This is a genomic window from Pseudorhodoplanes sp. (genome assembly GCF_035565795.1).
In the GTDB taxonomy this organism is placed as follows: domain Bacteria; phylum Pseudomonadota; class Alphaproteobacteria; order Rhizobiales; family Xanthobacteraceae; genus Pseudorhodoplanes.
Window position 1 is genome coordinate 14,461 of record NZ_DATMRV010000101.1, and the last position, 15,756, is coordinate 30,216.

Here is a 15,756-nt window from a genome sequence, read left to right on the forward strand (position 1 = left end):
CGCGCGGCGAGCTGCCCCGCGGTCATGACTTTCCAACTGGCTTTCTTTGCCGTCAGCGGCAGCGTTTGAGATTCATTCGTCGAGGCTTTTGGTCGCCGTCCGCGGCAGTCAAAAGAGCTTCAAGCTCAATCACTTAGTCGCAGTCAGGGGGCCGTGCCGACGAGGCGAAACTCACCGCCTGCCGAAAGTGGGCGGGTTGTATAAGCGGGAATCGGTCAAGTCAAGCAAAGAAAGCCCGATTCCTCGGGGCTTTCGTGCACTTGATCGCGAGCGCGGACGGCATTCTCAGCCCTGCTTCAGCAACCGCGCCAGCACAATAATACCTAGGAACAGGAAAATTGCGGCAAAACTGCCCCATACGGGGCCGGATTGGTCGAGATAGACGTCTGCGGTGGCCGGGTCGAAGCATCGCCCGAGCTCATTAAAGCAATCCCGCCAGCGCCAATAACGATCGTAGAACATGAATAGAGACAGCAAGCCCGCGACGGTAAGCAGGCTGGAAAGCAGGCCGAGTGCGATTCTCCACACAGAATCAGCCCCCTCATGGTGACCGCGAGACATCCGGGCACGTGCGATTCCGCTCAGCCGGACGCCACTGCAGCCGGCAACTACCGGCGGTTCATCTCACGAAAGTCCGCGCGCGAGGTCCCGAAAGCGCAACCGCTCCACCCGATAGGACGAGGCGTGCATCTCGACCAGCGCCGCACCTTCGACCGGCGTCGCGTGACACTCGGCCTGGAATGCGCCGTGCTGTTCGCGGTCGAGATCGATGCTGACACCAAAGATCTTCGCGTGCACCTCGCGCCAATGCGCGAACCGGTCACGCGGCGCAATGTCTTCGGTCGAAAAAGTCGGCATCCTTCGAACCCGCGGTGCGGACCAAACTCAATCGATCAAGTGTAGGCAACCTAATACAGCCCCGGACAAAACAAAAAGGCCGCCCGAGGGGCGGCCTTTTCGCATTTCGTTGGTGTGGAATTTCTTATTCCGCCGCAGGCAGCGCGGCAGGAGCTTCGGCCTGCTTGGACGCCGCCTCCTTCTCGCGCTCCTCGAGAATGAGCGTGTCGCGCTTGGTGGCGATCTCGCGGAGCGTGCTCATCATCGCGCCCGTTCCCGCCGGGATCAGGCGGCCGACAATGACGTTTTCCTTGAGGCCGTCGAGCGTGTCCGACTTGCCGTTGACGGCAGCTTCGGTGAGCACGCGCGTGGTCTCCTGGAACGACGCAGCCGAGATGAACGAACGGGTCTGCAGCGAAGCCTTGGTGATGCCGAGCAGCACCGGAGTTCCGGTCGCCGGCTTCTTGCCCTGCTCCACAGCCTTCGCGTTGATCTGGTCCATCTCGACACGGTCGAGCTGCTCGCCCTGGATCAGGTCGGTCTCGCCCGCGTCGTCGATCTCCACCTTCTGGAGCATCTGACGGACAATCACCTCGATGTGCTTGTCGTTGATGCCCACGCCCTGCAGCCGGTAGACCTCCTGGATTTCGTTGACCAGGTAAGCGGCAAGTTCCTCGACGCCCTTGATCGCCAGAATGTCGTGCGGTGCCGGATTTCCTTCGACGATGGAATCGCCCTTTTCGACGATATCGCCGTCCTGCAGATGGATGTGCTTGCCCTTCGGGATCAGATACTCGACGGGCTCGACATCCTTCTCCGCAGGCTCGATCGAGATGCGGCGCTTGTTCTTGTAGTCGCGGCCGAAGCGGATGGTGCCGGAGATTTCGGCGATAACCGCCGCCTCCTTCGGACGCCGCGCTTCGAACAGTTCCGCAACACGCGGCAGACCGCCGGTGATGTCGCGGGTCTTGGCGCTTTCGGTCGGGATACGGGCAATGACGTCGCCCGCATGGACCTGAGCACCCTGATCGACCGACAGAATGGCATCGATTGCGAGCGGATAGCGCGCCTCGCCGCCACGCGACAGCTTCAGGATCTTGCCGTCCTTGTCCTTGATCACGATCGCCGGACGCAGGTCGGCCGCACGCTGGGACGTACGCCAATCGGTCACCACGCGCTTGGTGATGCCGGTGGACTCGTCCTGCGTTTCCGCAACCGACTGGCCTTCGACCAGATCCTCGAACTCGGCGTGACCGTCGACTTCGGTGATGATCGGACGGGTATACGGATCCCATTCCGCCAGACGCTGGCCCCGCTTGACCTTGTCGCCTTCGTTGACGCGCAACCGCGCGCCGAACGGCAGACGATGGGTCGCCCGCTCGGTACCGTCGGCATCGACAACCGCGAGCGTGACGTTGCGGCTCATGACGATCAGTTCGCCTTCCGAATTCTTGATCACAGCATTCGGCTGGTTGTCCTTGGCCTTCAGCTTGACCGTGCCTTCGAAATTCGACTCGATCGCGGACTGCTCGTTGATCTGCGCTGCGCCGCCGATGTGGAACGTACGCATGGTGAGCTGGGTGCCCGGCTCACCGATCGACTGCGCCGCGATGACGCCGACGGCCTCGCCCATATTGACAGGCGTACCGCGTGCGAGGTCGCGTCCGTAGCAGGCGCCGCAGACGCCGTTGGTTGACTCGCAGGTCAGCACAGAGCGGATGCGCACTTCCTGCACATTCGCCTGAGTGATCTTCTCGACCTCGGCTTCGCCGAGCAGCGTGCCGTTCTTGACGATCACTTCGCCGGTCGCCGGATCCTTCACGTCCTCGGCCGTGGTGCGGCCCAGGATACGGATGCCGAGCGAGGCGACGACCGTGCCCGCGTCGATGATCGCGCGCACCTTGATGCCGGCCTCGGTCCCGCAATCATACGAGGTGATGATGCAGTCCTGCGCCACGTCGACGAGACGACGGGTCAGGTAACCGGAGTTCGCGGTCTTCAGCGCGGTGTCGGCCAGACCCTTACGGGCGCCGTGGGTGGAGTTGAAGTACTCCATCACGGTCAGGCCTTCCTTGAAGTTCGACACGATCGGCGTCTCGATGATCGAGCCGTCCGGCTTGGCCATCAGGCCGCGCATGCCAGCGAGCTGACGCATCTGGGCGGGCGAGCCGCGCGCTCCGGAATGCGCCATCATGTAGATCGAGTTGACCTGCGCCTCGCGGCCGGTCTTCGGATCCTTCTTGGTCGTCGAGATCTCCTTCATCATCGCAGCGGCGATCTCTTCGGTGCACTTCGACCAAGCGTCGACCACCTTGTTGTACTTTTCGCCCTGCGTGATCAGGCCGTCATTGTATTGCTGCTCGAAGTCCTTGGCCTCTTCGCGATAATTCTCGACGATCGACCACTTCTTCTCCGGCACCACCATGTCGTCCTTGCCGAACGAGATGCCGGCCCTGAACGCGTGGTAGAAGCCGAGCGCCATGATGCGATCGCAGAAGATGACCGTGTCCTTCTGACCGCAGTGACGGTAGACGGTGTCGATCATGTTCGAGATTTCGCGCTTCGTCATCAGCTTGTTGACGACGTCGAACGTCACGACCTTGCTCTTCGGCAGAACCTGACCGAGCAGCACGCGGCCGGGCGTCGTGTCATAGACCTTCGGGAAAGGCTCGCCATCGGGACCGAGGCCGATCCAGCGATACTTGATCTTCGTATGAAGTGTGATCGCCTTCTGCGACAGCGCATGCTCGATCTCGGCAACATTGCCGAACACCTTGCCCTGCCCCGGCTCGCCTTCGCGCTCCAGCGAGAGATAATAGAGACCGAGAACGATATCCTGCGACGGCACGATGATCGGCTGGCCGTTCGCGGGATGCAGGATGTTGTTGGTCGACATCATCAGGACGCGCGCTTCCAGCTGCGCTTCGAGCGACAGCGGAACGTGCACGGCCATCTGGTCGCCGTCGAAGTCGGCGTTGAACGCCGCGCAGACCAGCGGATGAAGCTGGATCGCCTTGCCTTCGATCAGCACCGGCTCGAACGCCTGGATGCCCAGACGATGCAGCGTCGGCGCGCGGTTCAGCATCACCGGATGCTCGCGGATCACCTCGTCGAGGATATCCCAAACCTCAGGCTTCTCCTTCTCGACGAGCTTCTTCGCCTGCTTCACGGTGGTGGACAGGCCCTTCGCGTCCAGCCGCGAATAGATGAACGGCTTGAACAGCTCGAGCGCCATTTTCTTCGGCAGGCCGCACTGGTGCAGCTTGAGCTCTGGACCGACCACGATCACCGAGCGGCCGGAATAGTCGACGCGCTTGCCGAGCAGGTTCTGACGGAAGCGGCCCTGCTTGCCCTTCAGCATGTCGGCGAGCGACTTCAGCGGACGCTTGTTGGCGCCGGTGATGACGCGGCCGCGACGGCCGTTGTCGAACAGCGCATCCACCGCCTCCTGAAGCATGCGCTTCTCGTTGCGGATGATGATGTCCGGCGCGCGCAGTTCGATCAGCCGCTTCAGGCGGTTGTTACGATTGATGACGCGGCGATAGAGGTCGTTCAGGTCCGACGTCGCGAAGCGGCCACCGTCGAGCGGGACGAGCGGACGCAGGTCCGGCGGGATCACCGGCACATGCGTCAGGATCATCCATTCCGGCTTGTTGCCGGATTCGATGAACGCCTCGATCAGCTTCACGCGCTTGGCGAGCTTCTTCTTCTTGATGTCGGAATCGGTCTCCGCGATCTCGGCGCGCAGGTCGGCCTGCAGCTTCTGCAGGTCCATCGCCTTGAGCATCTCGCGGATCGCTTCGGCGCCGATCATGGCGGTGAAGCTGTCCTGGCCGTACTCGTCCTGCGCCTTGAGGTATTCCTCTTCGGACAGCAGCTGACGGTCCTGCAGCGGGGTGAGACCCGGCTCGAGCACGACGTAGTATTCGAAATACAGGATGCGCTCGAGATCCTTCAGCGTCATGTCGAGCAGCATGCCAATGCGGCTCGGCAGCGACTTCAGGAACCAGATGTGAGCGACCGGCGCTGCGAGCTCGATATGGCCCATGCGCTCGCGACGCACGCGCGACAGCGTGACTTCAACCGAGCACTTCTCGCAGATGATGCCCTTGTACTTCATGCGCTTGTACTTGCCGCACAAGCACTCGTAGTCCTTGATCGGGCCGAAGATCCGCGCGCAGAACAGGCCGTCGCGCTCCGGCTTGAAGGTTCGGTAGTTGATCGTCTCGGGCTTCTTGATTTCGCCGTACGACCAGGACTGAATCTTCTCAGGCGAAGCGATCGAGATGCGGATCTGGTCGAAGACCTGAGCCGGCACCTGCGGGCTGAACAGATTCATAATTTCTTGGTTCATTGTCGTCTCCTCGGCCTTCACTCCGGCGTCCCGGAATTTTCAGCCGTAAATTGTTTCGCCATAGACCCGGGACGGCGCCCTCGCCGTCCCGTCTCGTTTGCGAATTACTCCGCCGCCTCGGGCAGATCGGTCGGACGCTGCAGCTTCGAATTGTGCAGGTCGACATTGAGGCCGAGCGAACGCATTTCCTTGACCAGCACGTTGAAGCTTTCGGGGATGCCGGCTTCGAACGTGTCGTCTCCGCGTACGATCGCCTCGTAGACCTTGGTGCGGCCAGCGACGTCGTCAGACTTCACGGTCAGCATTTCCTGCAGCGTGTAGGCGGCGCCGTAAGCCTCGAGCGCCCAGACCTCCATTTCGCCGAAGCGCTGACCGCCGAACTGCGCCTTGCCGCCCAGCGGCTGCTGGGTGACGAGCGAGTACGGGCCGATCGAACGGGCGTGGATCTTGTCGTCCACAAGGTGATGCAACTTCAACATGTAGATGTAGCCGACCGTCACCTTACGATCGAACTGCTCGCCGGTACGTCCGTCGAACAGCGTGACCTGTCCCGAGTGATCGAGACCCGCCAGATCGAGCATCTGCTCGATGTCGCTTTCCTTGGCGCCGTCGAAGACCGGCGTCGCGATCGGAACGCCATGCCGCAGGTTGGTGCCGAGTTCGATGATACCCTTCTCGTCCAGGGACTTGATGGTCTCGTCCTCGCCATAGACCTTCTTCAGGGTCTCCTTCAGGGGCTTGGTGTCCTGCTTGGCGTAATAGGCGTCCACGGCCTGACCGATGCGCTTGCCGAGACCGGCGCAGGCCCAGCCGAGATGCGTCTCGAGGATCTGACCGACATTCATGCGGCTCGGCACGCCGAGCGGGTTCAGCACGATGTCGGCATGCGTACCGTCCTCAAGGAACGGCATATCTTCGATCGGGACGATCTTGGACACGACACCCTTGTTGCCGTGACGGCCGGCCATCTTGTCGCCGGGCTGGATCTTGCGCTTCACCGCGACGAAGACCTTGACCATCTTCATCACGCCGGGCGGAAGTTCGTCGCCGCGCTGCAGCTTCTCGACCTTGTCGAGGAAGCGCTGCTCGAGCATCTTCTTCGACTCGTCGTACTGCTTCCGCATGGCCTCGATTTCGGCCATCAGCTTGTCGTTCGGCGAGGCAAACAGCCACCACTGCGACTTCGGATACTCTTCAAGAATCGCGCGGGTGATCTTGGTGTCCTTCTTGAAGCCCTTCGGACCCGCGATGCCCTGACGGCCGTCCAGCATTTCGGCCAGACGTCCGAACACGTTGCGATCGAGGATCGCCTGCTCGTCGTCGCGGTCCTTGGCGAGGCGTTCGATTTCCTCGCGCTCGATCGCGAGCGCACGCTCGTCCTTGTCCACGCCGTGACGGTTGAAGACGCGCACTTCGACGACGGTGCCCTGCACGCCTGGCGGCACGCGGAGCGAGGTGTCGCGAACGTCGGACGCCTTTTCACCGAAGATGGCGCGCAGAAGCTTTTCTTCCGGCGTCATCGGGCTCTCGCCCTTCGGCGTGATCTTGCCGCACAGGATGTCGCCTGCACGCACTTCGGCGCCGATATAGACGATGCCGGCTTCGTCGAGGTTCTTCAGCGCCTCTTCCGAAACGTTCGGAATATCGCGGGTGATTTCTTCCGGTCCGAGCTTGGTGTCACGGGCCATCACCTCGAATTCCTCGATGTGGATGGACGTGAACACGTCGTCGCGCACGATGCGCTCGGACAGAAGGATCGAGTCCTCGAAGTTGTAGCCGTTCCACGGCATGAACGCGACGAGCACGTTCCTGCCAAGCGCGAGCTCACCGAGCTCGGTCGAGGGACCGTCGGCGATGATGTCGCCTTTCTTCACGTAGTCGCCGACGCGGACCAGAGGACGCTGGTTGATGCAGGTATTCTGGTTCGAGCGCTGGAACTTCATCAGGCGATAGATGTCGACGCCCGGCTTGGTCGGGTCGGTCTCTTCCGTCGCGCGGATGACGATACGGGTGGCGTCGACCTGGTCGACCACGCCGGCGCGGCGGGCGCCGATCGCGGCGCCCGAGTCACGGGCCACCACGCCTTCCATGCCGGTGCCGACGAACGGCGCTTCGGCGCGGACCAGCGGCACCGCCTGGCGCTGCATGTTCGAGCCCATCAGCGCGCGGTTGGCGTCGTCGTTCTCAAGGAACGGGATCAGCGCCGCGGCCACCGACACGAGCTGCTTCGGCGACACGTCCATGAAGTCGACCTTGTCGCGCGGATACGGCGCAACTTCGCCGGCGTGACGGCAGACGATCATGTCTTCGGTGAAGCGGCCCTTGGCGTCGATCGGGGCGTTGGCCTGCGCCACCGTGTAGCGGGCCTCCTCCATCGCCGAGAGATAGATGACCTCGTCGGTGACGCGGCCGTCCTTCACCTTGCGATACGGAGTTTCGACGAAGCCGTATTTGTTCACGCGCGCGTAGGTCGCGAGCGAGTTGATCAGACCGATATTCGGTCCTTCCGGCGTTTCGATCGGGCAGATGCGGCCATAGTGGGTCGGATGCACGTCGCGCACTTCGAAGCCGGCGCGCTCGCGGGTCAGACCGCCCGGTCCAAGCGCCGAGAGACGACGCTTGTGCGTGATCTCGGACAGCGGGTTGGTCTGGTCCATGAACTGCGACAGCTGCGAGGATCCGAAGAACTCGCGCACCGCGGCGGCGGCAGGCTTCGCGTTGATCAGGTCCTGCGGCATGACGGTGTCGATATCGACGCTCGACATGCGCTCCTTGATCGCGCGCTCCATGCGCAGGAGGCCGATGCGGTACTGGTTCTCCATCAGCTCGCCGACCGAACGCACGCGGCGATTGCCGAGATTGTCGATATCGTCGATCTCGCCCTTGCCGTCGCGCAGGTCCACGAGCGTCTTCACCACCGCGAGGATGTCTTCCTTGCGGAGCACGCGGTGGGTGTCAGGCGCATCGAGGTCGAGGCGCATGTTCATCTTCACGCGGCCGACGGCCGAGAGGTCGTAGCGGTCGGCGTCGAAGAACAGCGACTGGAACATCGCCGACGCGGTTTCGACCGTGGGCGGCTCGCCCGGACGCATCACGCGGTAGATGTCGAACAGCGCGTCTTCACGCGTCATGTTCTTGTCGACCGCAAGCGTGTTGCGGATGTAGGCGCCGATATTGATGTGGTCGATGTCGAGGATCGGCAGTTCCTTGAAGCCGAGCTCGTTGATCTTCTCGAGCAGCTTCTCGGTGATTTCCTCGCCGGCTTCGGCGTAGATCTCGCCGGTCTTCATGTTGACGAGGTCCTCGGCGATGTAGTTGCCGAGCAATTCCTCGTCGGTCATGCGGAGCGCCTTGAGGCCCTTCTCCGCGAGCTGCCGCGCCTGACGCACGGTGATCTTGCGACCGGCTTCGACCACCACCTTGCCGCTATCGGCATCGACGAGGTCGTTGATCGCCTTGTAACCCTTCATGCGGTTGGCATCGAAGGGCACGCGCCAGCCTTCCTTGGCGCGCTTGTAGGTGACGATGTTGTAGAAGGTCTTGAGGATCTCCTCGCCGTCCATGCCCAGCGCATAGAGAAGCGACGTCACCGGGATCTTGCGGCGACGGTCGATACGCGCGTGCACGATGTCCTTGGCGTCGAACTCGATATCGAGCCAGGAGCCGCGATACGGGATGATGCGGGCAGCAAACAGCAGCTTGCCGGACGAATGCGTCTTGCCCTTGTCGTGGTCGAAGAACACACCGGGCGAACGATGCATCTGGGAGACGATGACGCGCTCGGTGCCGTTCACAATGAACGTACCGTTGTTGGTCATCAGCGGGATGTCGCCCATGTAGACATCCTGCTCCTTGATGTCCTTCACGGAGCGGGCGCCGGTCTCCTCGTCAACATCGAATACGATGAGGCGCAGCGTCACCTTCAGCGGCGCAGCATAGGTCATGCCGCGCTGGCGGCACTCGTCGACGTCATATTTCGGAGGATCGAACTCGTAGCTGACGAAATCGAGCTGCGAGGTATTGGAAAAGTCCTTGATCGGAAAAACGGACTTGAACACCGCCTGCAGGCCCTCGTCGGGCCGCCCGCCGGGCGGAGGCGTGACCAGCAGGAACTGGTCGTAAGACGCCTTCTGAACCTCGATGAGGTTCGGCATCTCCGCCACTTCCTGAATTTTTCCGAAAAACTTCCTAACGCGCTTCCGACCGATAAACGTCTGCGCTTGCGCCATCGTTCTCTTTCTCTCGTCTGCCGCTATGGAGACAGCCGAGACGACTCTCCGAACGGCCGCCATCAATCGCGACCATCAGGACAGGCGTCGGGGTGCCTGCGTTCTAGATGATTCGAGCGGGGCTCGAACCAAAGCCAATGCCGCCGCAATGCGGCGCTATAAGGGGATGCGGAACCGTATATGGGTCCCGCACCCCCTATGTCTAGGCCTAATCGCAGGAATTCGGCCGGAAACGTGAAAATTTCCGAGCCGGTTCCCGTCACATTGGCGTTAAAGCCCGGCGGTCCGGTGTCCCCAACCCGATAGCGGATCGGGGTACCGTCGCGCACCGATTACTTCAGCTCGACCTTGGCGCCGACCTTCTCGAGGGTCGCCTTGATCTTGTCGGCCTCTTCCTTGTTGGCGCCTTCCTTCAGGGTCTTCGGAGCGCCTTCGACGAGGTCCTTGGCTTCCTTCAGGCCGAGGCCGGTCAGAGCGCGGACTTCCTTGATGACCTCGATCTTCTTGTCGCCGGCGGAAGCCAGAACGACGGTGAAGTCGGTCTTTTCCTCGGCCGGAGCGGCACCACCGCCAGCACCCGGAGCGGCGGCGACGGCCACAGCAGCGGCGGCGGAAACGCCCCACTTCTCTTCGAGCATCTTGGCGAGGTCAGCGGCCTCGAGGACGGTGAGCGACGAGAGGTCGTCGACGATTTTCTGCAAGTCAGCCATGGTGATATTGTCCTATTCGAACCTGATTGTTGAGGATTGGTGTCACGCCGCGTCTTTGCTGGCATAGGCCTGGACAACGCGCGCGACCTTGGCGGCCGGGGCGTTGGTGAGCTGCGCGATCTTGGTCGCCGGGGCCACGAGAAGGCCAACCAGCTTGCCACGCAGTTCGTCGAGCGACGGCAGGGAAGCGAGTTGCTTCACGCCGTTCACATCCAGGGCGGTCTTGCCCATCGCTCCGCCGAGGATAACGAATTGCTCGTTGGCCTTGGCGAAATCGGTGGCGACCTTCGGTGCCGCGACCGGATCGTTTAAAGAATAAGCGATCAGGGTCGGCCCCTTCAGAAGGGGCACGATCGAGGCGGCATCGGAGCCATCAAGAGCGATCTTGGCGAGACGGTTTTTCGCGACCTTCACCTGAGCGCCCGCCTGCTTCATCTGCTTGCGCAGGGTCTGCATCTGGGCGACGGTGAGGCCGGAATAGTGAGCCACCACGACCACCTTGGAGGCGTTGAAGACCTCCTTCAGTGACGCAACGGACTCTTGCTTTTCCGCTCGATTCACAAGCTCTCTCCGGTTGGCGGAACCACGAAAGTTCCGCCGGTTGCGACTGCCGTTCGGCCCCGGAAAAAGGATTTCGAGGGCAGAACGGCGCTTGCCAGTGCCTGCCCTCCGCGCAGCTCAGAGCGTGCGTGGAAACGAAAGGTTCGAACCGGATCAAGGCCTTACCGGGGATTGCTCCCTTGGAAACCCGATCTCGTCTCTCACCCGTCTATGCTGGCTGCCGGCACCCTTGGGATGGCGGCGATTAAGCGGGTCGCCCCGCACCTGCAGTCTCGGACAGGAACCGCGTCCGGCCTTCGGACCGGAACGCGCAAAGGCGCACCGACAGCGGCACGCCTTCTGGGGCGCTCTAGTAGCGGGATCGGAAGGAATTGCAAGCCTGAATTCGGCCAGGGGCTGGTCCGGGCCGCCGCGCCGCTCCCGAAAAGTTGCGCGGAGCGAGAGTGAAAATGCGCTGACAGGTGCTTGTCGGACCATGCCGACCTGCGAAACTTCGTGCCGGTTGCGATTCCGCACCGCCAAACCGGATTTTTCAAAATGAAACGCATTGTGTTGTTCGCAACAGCTGCGCTGCTGTCTGCGACGCTGTCAGCCCAGGCGCAGCGGCTCGATGTCTCGACGGTCAAGTGCAAGGACTTCATGGCCAGCAGCACTGAAAACATCGCTTTCATCATGATGTGGCTGCAGGGCTATTACAGTTCGGAGGATTCTTCCCCCGTCATCGATTTCGAGAAAATGAAAAAGGACGGGACCAAGCTCGCCGAATATTGCGCAAAGAATCCCGATGACAGCCTGATCACGGCAGCGGACGAAACACTCGACGACGACTAGGTCATAGCGCGCGGCCGGGCCCTGCGCGGACTGAGCAAACGCCTCGGCAACCGCTTCGTCTGCAACGGCGAAATCAGGTATGTCGGCCAGCGGCAGGTCGCGATATCGAGAATCCGAAGGCGTCTGCGAAGAAGGCGAACGCGAACGGCGCCTTCCTTCCTGTGGTCGCGCCGGGAAGCGCCCTCCCCCGGCGGCAATCGCAAAAACAAAAGGCCCGGCATCGCTGCCGGGCCTTTCATCGAATTGCTTCGCGATTGGGCGGGATCAGCCCTGAGTGAATACCGTGCTCGGCTCGACCTTCAGTCCCGGTCCCATCGTGGATGACACCGAGATTTTCTGGACGAAAGTTCCCTTTGCGCCCGACGGCTTCGCCTTCTGCACGGCATCCGCGAACGCCTTGATGTTGGCGACCAGCGCATCCGCCGTAAACGAGGCCTTGCCGACGCCGGCCTGCACGATGCCGGCCTTCTCGACGCGGAACTCGACCGAGCCGCCCTTGGCGCCCTTCACCGCGTTGGCGATGTCCATGGTCACGGTGCCGACCTTCGGGTTCGGCATCATGCCGCGCGGGCCGAGCACCTTACCGAGACGGCCGACCAGCGGCATCATGTCCGGAGTGGCGATGCAGCGTTCGAAATCGATCTGGCCGTTATTGACCTTCTCGAACAGATCCTCAGCACCGACGACATCGGCACCGGCAGCCTTCGCCTCTTCCGCCTTCGCGCCGCGTGCGAACACGCCGACGCGCTGCGTACGGCCCGAGCCGCTCGGCAACGTGACCACGCCGCGGACCATCTGGTCAGCATGACGGGGATCGACGCCGAGATTCATCGCGATCTCGATGGTCTCGTCGAACTTCGACTTGGCGCGATCCTTGATCATCTTCACCGCGTCTTCGAGCGGATAGAACTTGTCGCGGTCGAGGCCTTCGATGGCCTTCGCATAACGCTTGCCCGCCATATCAGCCTCCCACCACGTCGATGCCCATCGAGCGGGCGGAGCCTTCAATCATCTTGGCCGCAGCCTCGACAGTGTCGCAGTTCAGATCCTTCATCTTCTGCTCGGCGATTTCCTTGATCTGCGCCTGCGTGATCTTGCCGGCCTTGTCGCGGCCGGGCAATTTCGAACCCTTTTCGATCTTCGCAGCCTTCTTGATGAAGTAGGACACGGGCGCCTGCTTCATCTCGAAGGTGAACGAGCGATCCTGATAGACCGTGATGGTCACCGGGATCGGCATGTTCTTTTCGAGCTTGGCGGTCTGCGCGTTGAAGGCCTTGCAGAATTCCATGATGTTCAGACCGCGCTGGCCGAGCGCGGGACCGATCGGCGGCGACGGATTGGCCGCCCCGGCCGGCACCTGTAGCTTTACATAGCCGGTGATTTTCTTTGCCATGTAGTTCTCCTGTTGTTTGGGTTGAGGCCCGCAAAGACCCCGACCCGGTTCAGGTGCCGTGGTGCGGATCCGGACGGTTGGCGGCCGCCTTCACCTCCCACGGCGATTCTCCCTCCCGACGTTGCGGGAGAGGAAACTCGTCAAATCTTCTCCACCTGTCCGAATTCGAGTTCGACCGGTGTTGCGCGGCCAAAGATGGAGACCGCGACTTTCACGCGCGAGCGTGCCTCGTCGACTTCTTCCACCGTGCCGTTGAACGATGCAAACGGTCCGTCGGAGACGCGAACCTGCTCGCCGACCTCGAACGACATCGAGGGCTTCGGCCGGTCGATGCCTTCCTGGACCTGCTGCAGCAGCCGGCCAGCTTCGGCTTCGGAAATCGGCATCGGCTTGTTGTCGGCGCCGAGGAAGCCCGTGACCTTCGGCGTGTTCTTGATCAGGTGATAGGCCTCGTCGGTGAGGTCCACCTTCACCAGCACGTAGCCCGGGAAGAACTTGCGCTCGGTATCGACCTTGCGACCGCGGCGCACCTCGGTGACCTTTTCCTTCGGGACCAGCACTTCCTCGAAATGGTCGGTGAGACCACGCTGCTTGGCCTGTTCACGGATCGATTCCGCGACCTTGTTCTCGAAGTTCGAGTAGGCGTGAACGATGTACCAGCGCTTGGCCATGTGTCGTTACCGAGTGTCGTGTTCCGGTTGCGGCGACTTAACGCGCAAATCCGAGGATGGTCGTAATCAGAATACGGATGGCCTGATCGGCCAGGAGAAAGAAGATCGAGGAAATCAGCACCATCACGAACACCATGGCGGTCGTAATCGCGGTCTCGCGGCGGGTCGGCCACGTGACCTTGTCGGTCTCGTCGCGTACTTCCTGCAGAAACTTGAACGGACTGAACTTCGCCATCGCGCTTAAGGTCCAAACGAGCCGCCTTGCGGCCTATCCATGAGAAAGGACAAGCCGGATCTTGGCCCTGTTTTTTGGGGGTGCCGTCGCCGCGGAAGTCCGTTGCCGGGCCGCGAAGCGTGCCGTGTAGCTACTGCCAAAGTCGTCCGAAATCAAGGTTTTACGGCGACGGAGCCAAAATCTCCGGTTGCTAGCGCCCAACCAAGACGAGAGACATTAAATTATTGCGCTAATTCAACGACTTATGAAGACAAGCTCAGTGTCCGGTGAAAACGAGGGTCTGGATCGGCAGGACCAGGGCCTGAATCCGCAGCAGCATGGCATGAACCAGCGCAACGGCGTCGACCGCGTGGAGAAACATCCATTTCCCCGCCCCGAGCTTCTCAGTGGCGAGCCGTTCGTGATTGCTCGTATAGGCATTGGCGATGCAACGGCTTCCGGGCGTCACGTTGCCAAGCCCGCCTTCGAATAACGGTTCGAGGACGACCGTAATGGTGCCCGGCTTCATCGCCTGCGAGACATCGACCAATTGCTCGCCGACCCGGAATTGCCCGGCCGCGATAAAGTCCTGCACCCGCGTCACCACCATGGGAATAATGACCATCGGATTCGATGCGCAGGTCACCTCGGCTGCCATGCCGACCTTCATGACCTGAGCTTCGATCTGCCCGAAGCCGGCCTGGAGCGCGGTCCGTCCGTGCTCTTCCGGAATCAGGACGCCGGCCGCCCGCATGAACGGGTTCACGACGTCGCCGACCTGCAGCACGAACTGCTCGACGCGACCCGACACACCGGCATAGACCACCGTCTTGTTAAGATCGACCTGCGACTGCCGGAGCGTCGCCTCGGCGCTCTCCCGCTCGGCCGGCAACAATGTACTCAAGCGCGTTTCCGCCGCGAGTTTCGCCGCCTCCGCGGCTGCCAACTGCCCTTGCCGGCCGTCAACGGCAGTTTGCAGCTTCTCGATCTCGCGCGCGGCGACGATGTTGGCGTTGCGCCGGTTCAGCTCTTCCTTCGTCCGCAATTCATCGACGGCCTGTTCGAGCGCGCTCTTGGCCTGCTGGATCTGCCCTTCTGACGCGGCGATGTCGGCGCGCGTAACCAGCATCTGCGCGTCGATCTCCTTGATCCGGCGCCGCGCGACTTCGACCGCTGCTTCCTGCTTGGTGCTGTCCAGCTTGAACAGCGGCTGGCCCTGCTTCACCACATCGCTTTGCTTGATGAGAACCTCGCTCACCCGCCCGGAGGCTTCCGGCAGGATCGGGATCGCGCGAAAGAACGAGGTGACGTTGGTCGTCGACGGGTGGAAATAGAAGATGATGGTGATCAGTGCGACCGTCAGCATGAAGCATGCGGTGAGGCCGTAGCGCAGTTCGTACCAGACCGAATAGAACGTGATCTCCTTGCCGAGCCGCTTGCCCTGCACGTAGCGGCGATACCCGTAGTCGGGCAGGACTGTCACCAGCGAGCAGAGGATGATCTCAAGCATCGCTCGTCACCTTTTCTTCGGCGCGCTTGTACGAAGGTTGTGCGGCACCGCTGTGATCGCTGCTTGCCGGCCTGTTGTCGGAAAGCTTTTCGACGCCGCTGGCGATCCTGCGAAGCGGGGCGAGGAAATCCGGGATGTCGATGAGGGCGAGGATAAGCGCGATGACCCAGAACAGGTGAATATGCGTGAACAGGGAGATCAGCGCGAGGACCGCAACGACCTCGAATTGCAGCTTCTTGTGGCCCAGCCGTTCCGGCAGCGAATGCAGCATGAAGAAGACGACGCCGATGAGGAAGATGGCCAGCACCAGAACGATGGCGGTCGCCACATAGAGATAGTCCGTCTGGCCGGGCGCTGTGATGAACCACGGCAGATGATGCGTTGCTGCGGGATGCGGCGTAGCGGTCACGGAGGCGGAACTCCCGTAATGGGGAATTCGGACGTTA

13 protein-coding genes are annotated in these 15,756 nt (G+C 61.9%); 1 reads left to right on the plus strand and 12 read right to left on the minus strand.

What is annotated here, in order from left to right; genetic code table 11:
• Positions 1-285: 285 nt before the first annotated feature.
• The 6 genes from VNZ93_RS10060 to rplJ form a co-directional block, all read right to left on the minus strand.
• A complete protein-coding gene (locus VNZ93_RS10060; protein WP_325703760.1) occupies positions 286-528 on the minus strand; it encodes a hypothetical protein in 243 nt (80 codons plus the stop codon).
• Between the two features lie 96 nt (positions 529-624).
• The gene (locus VNZ93_RS10065) at positions 625-858 is read right to left on the minus strand and encodes a hypothetical protein (RefSeq protein ID WP_325703762.1); all 234 of its coding nucleotides are present in this window, start codon (positions 856-858) and stop codon (positions 625-627) included.
• A 124-nt stretch (positions 859-982) separates the two neighbouring features.
• Entirely contained in the window at positions 983-5,191 is a 4,209-nt protein-coding gene (rpoC, locus tag VNZ93_RS10070; RefSeq protein ID WP_325703764.1) for a DNA-directed RNA polymerase subunit beta', read from the minus strand.
• A 104-nt stretch (positions 5,192-5,295) separates the two neighbouring features.
• Positions 5,296-9,420 (minus strand): DNA-directed RNA polymerase subunit beta, encoded by a 4,125-nt coding sequence (gene rpoB, locus VNZ93_RS10075; RefSeq protein ID WP_325703767.1) that lies wholly within the window; start codon positions 9,418-9,420, stop codon positions 5,296-5,298.
• 332 nt (positions 9,421-9,752) lie between these two features.
• A complete protein-coding gene (gene rplL, locus VNZ93_RS10080; protein WP_325703770.1) occupies positions 9,753-10,130 on the minus strand; it encodes a 50S ribosomal protein L7/L12 in 378 nt (125 codons plus the stop codon).
• Positions 10,131-10,172: 42 nt separating this feature from the next.
• The gene (rplJ, locus tag VNZ93_RS10085; protein ID WP_325703773.1) at positions 10,173-10,691 is read right to left on the minus strand and encodes a 50S ribosomal protein L10; all 519 of its coding nucleotides are present in this window, start codon (positions 10,689-10,691) and stop codon (positions 10,173-10,175) included.
• 537 nt (positions 10,692-11,228) lie between these two features.
• Here rplJ and VNZ93_RS10090 point away from each other — a divergent pair.
• Positions 11,229-11,522, plus strand: coding sequence for an HdeA/HdeB family chaperone (locus VNZ93_RS10090; protein ID WP_325703776.1), 294 nt, complete (start codon positions 11,229-11,231; stop codon positions 11,520-11,522).
• Positions 11,523-11,786: 264 nt separating this feature from the next.
• On the opposite strand, the gene rplA is transcribed toward VNZ93_RS10090, so the two are convergent.
• The 6 genes from rplA to VNZ93_RS10120 all read right to left on the minus strand — a co-directional run bounded on the left by rplA (position 11,787) and on the right by VNZ93_RS10120 (position 15,719).
• Positions 11,787-12,482 carry a 50S ribosomal protein L1 gene (gene rplA / locus VNZ93_RS10095; protein ID WP_325703779.1) on the minus strand — a complete coding sequence of 232 codons (696 nt, stop codon included), beginning with the start codon at positions 12,480-12,482 and terminating at the stop codon, positions 11,787-11,789.
• A 1-nt stretch (position 12,483) separates the two neighbouring features.
• On the minus strand, positions 12,484-12,915 hold the full coding sequence (gene rplK, locus VNZ93_RS10100) for a 50S ribosomal protein L11 (RefSeq protein WP_325703781.1): 432 nt from the start codon (positions 12,913-12,915) through the stop codon (positions 12,484-12,486).
• Positions 12,916-13,055: 140 nt separating this feature from the next.
• Positions 13,056-13,586: a transcription termination/antitermination protein NusG gene (nusG, locus tag VNZ93_RS10105; RefSeq protein ID WP_325703783.1), complete on the minus strand. Its 531-nt coding sequence runs from the start codon at positions 13,584-13,586 to the stop codon at positions 13,056-13,058.
• Positions 13,587-13,623: 37 nt separating this feature from the next.
• Positions 13,624-13,821 carry a preprotein translocase subunit SecE gene (gene secE / locus VNZ93_RS10110; protein ID WP_325703786.1) on the minus strand — a complete coding sequence of 66 codons (198 nt, stop codon included), beginning with the start codon at positions 13,819-13,821 and terminating at the stop codon, positions 13,624-13,626.
• Positions 13,822-14,077: 256 nt separating this feature from the next.
• Positions 14,078-15,310, minus strand: a complete 1,233-nt coding sequence (locus tag VNZ93_RS10115) for an HlyD family secretion protein (RefSeq protein WP_325703789.1) — start codon at positions 15,308-15,310, stop codon at positions 14,078-14,080.
• Positions 15,303-15,719, minus strand: coding sequence for a hypothetical protein (locus tag VNZ93_RS10120; protein ID WP_414710043.1), 417 nt, complete (start codon positions 15,717-15,719; stop codon positions 15,303-15,305). The genes VNZ93_RS10115 and VNZ93_RS10120 overlap by 8 nt, the downstream gene beginning before the upstream one ends.
• Positions 15,720-15,756 lie beyond the last annotated feature (37 nt).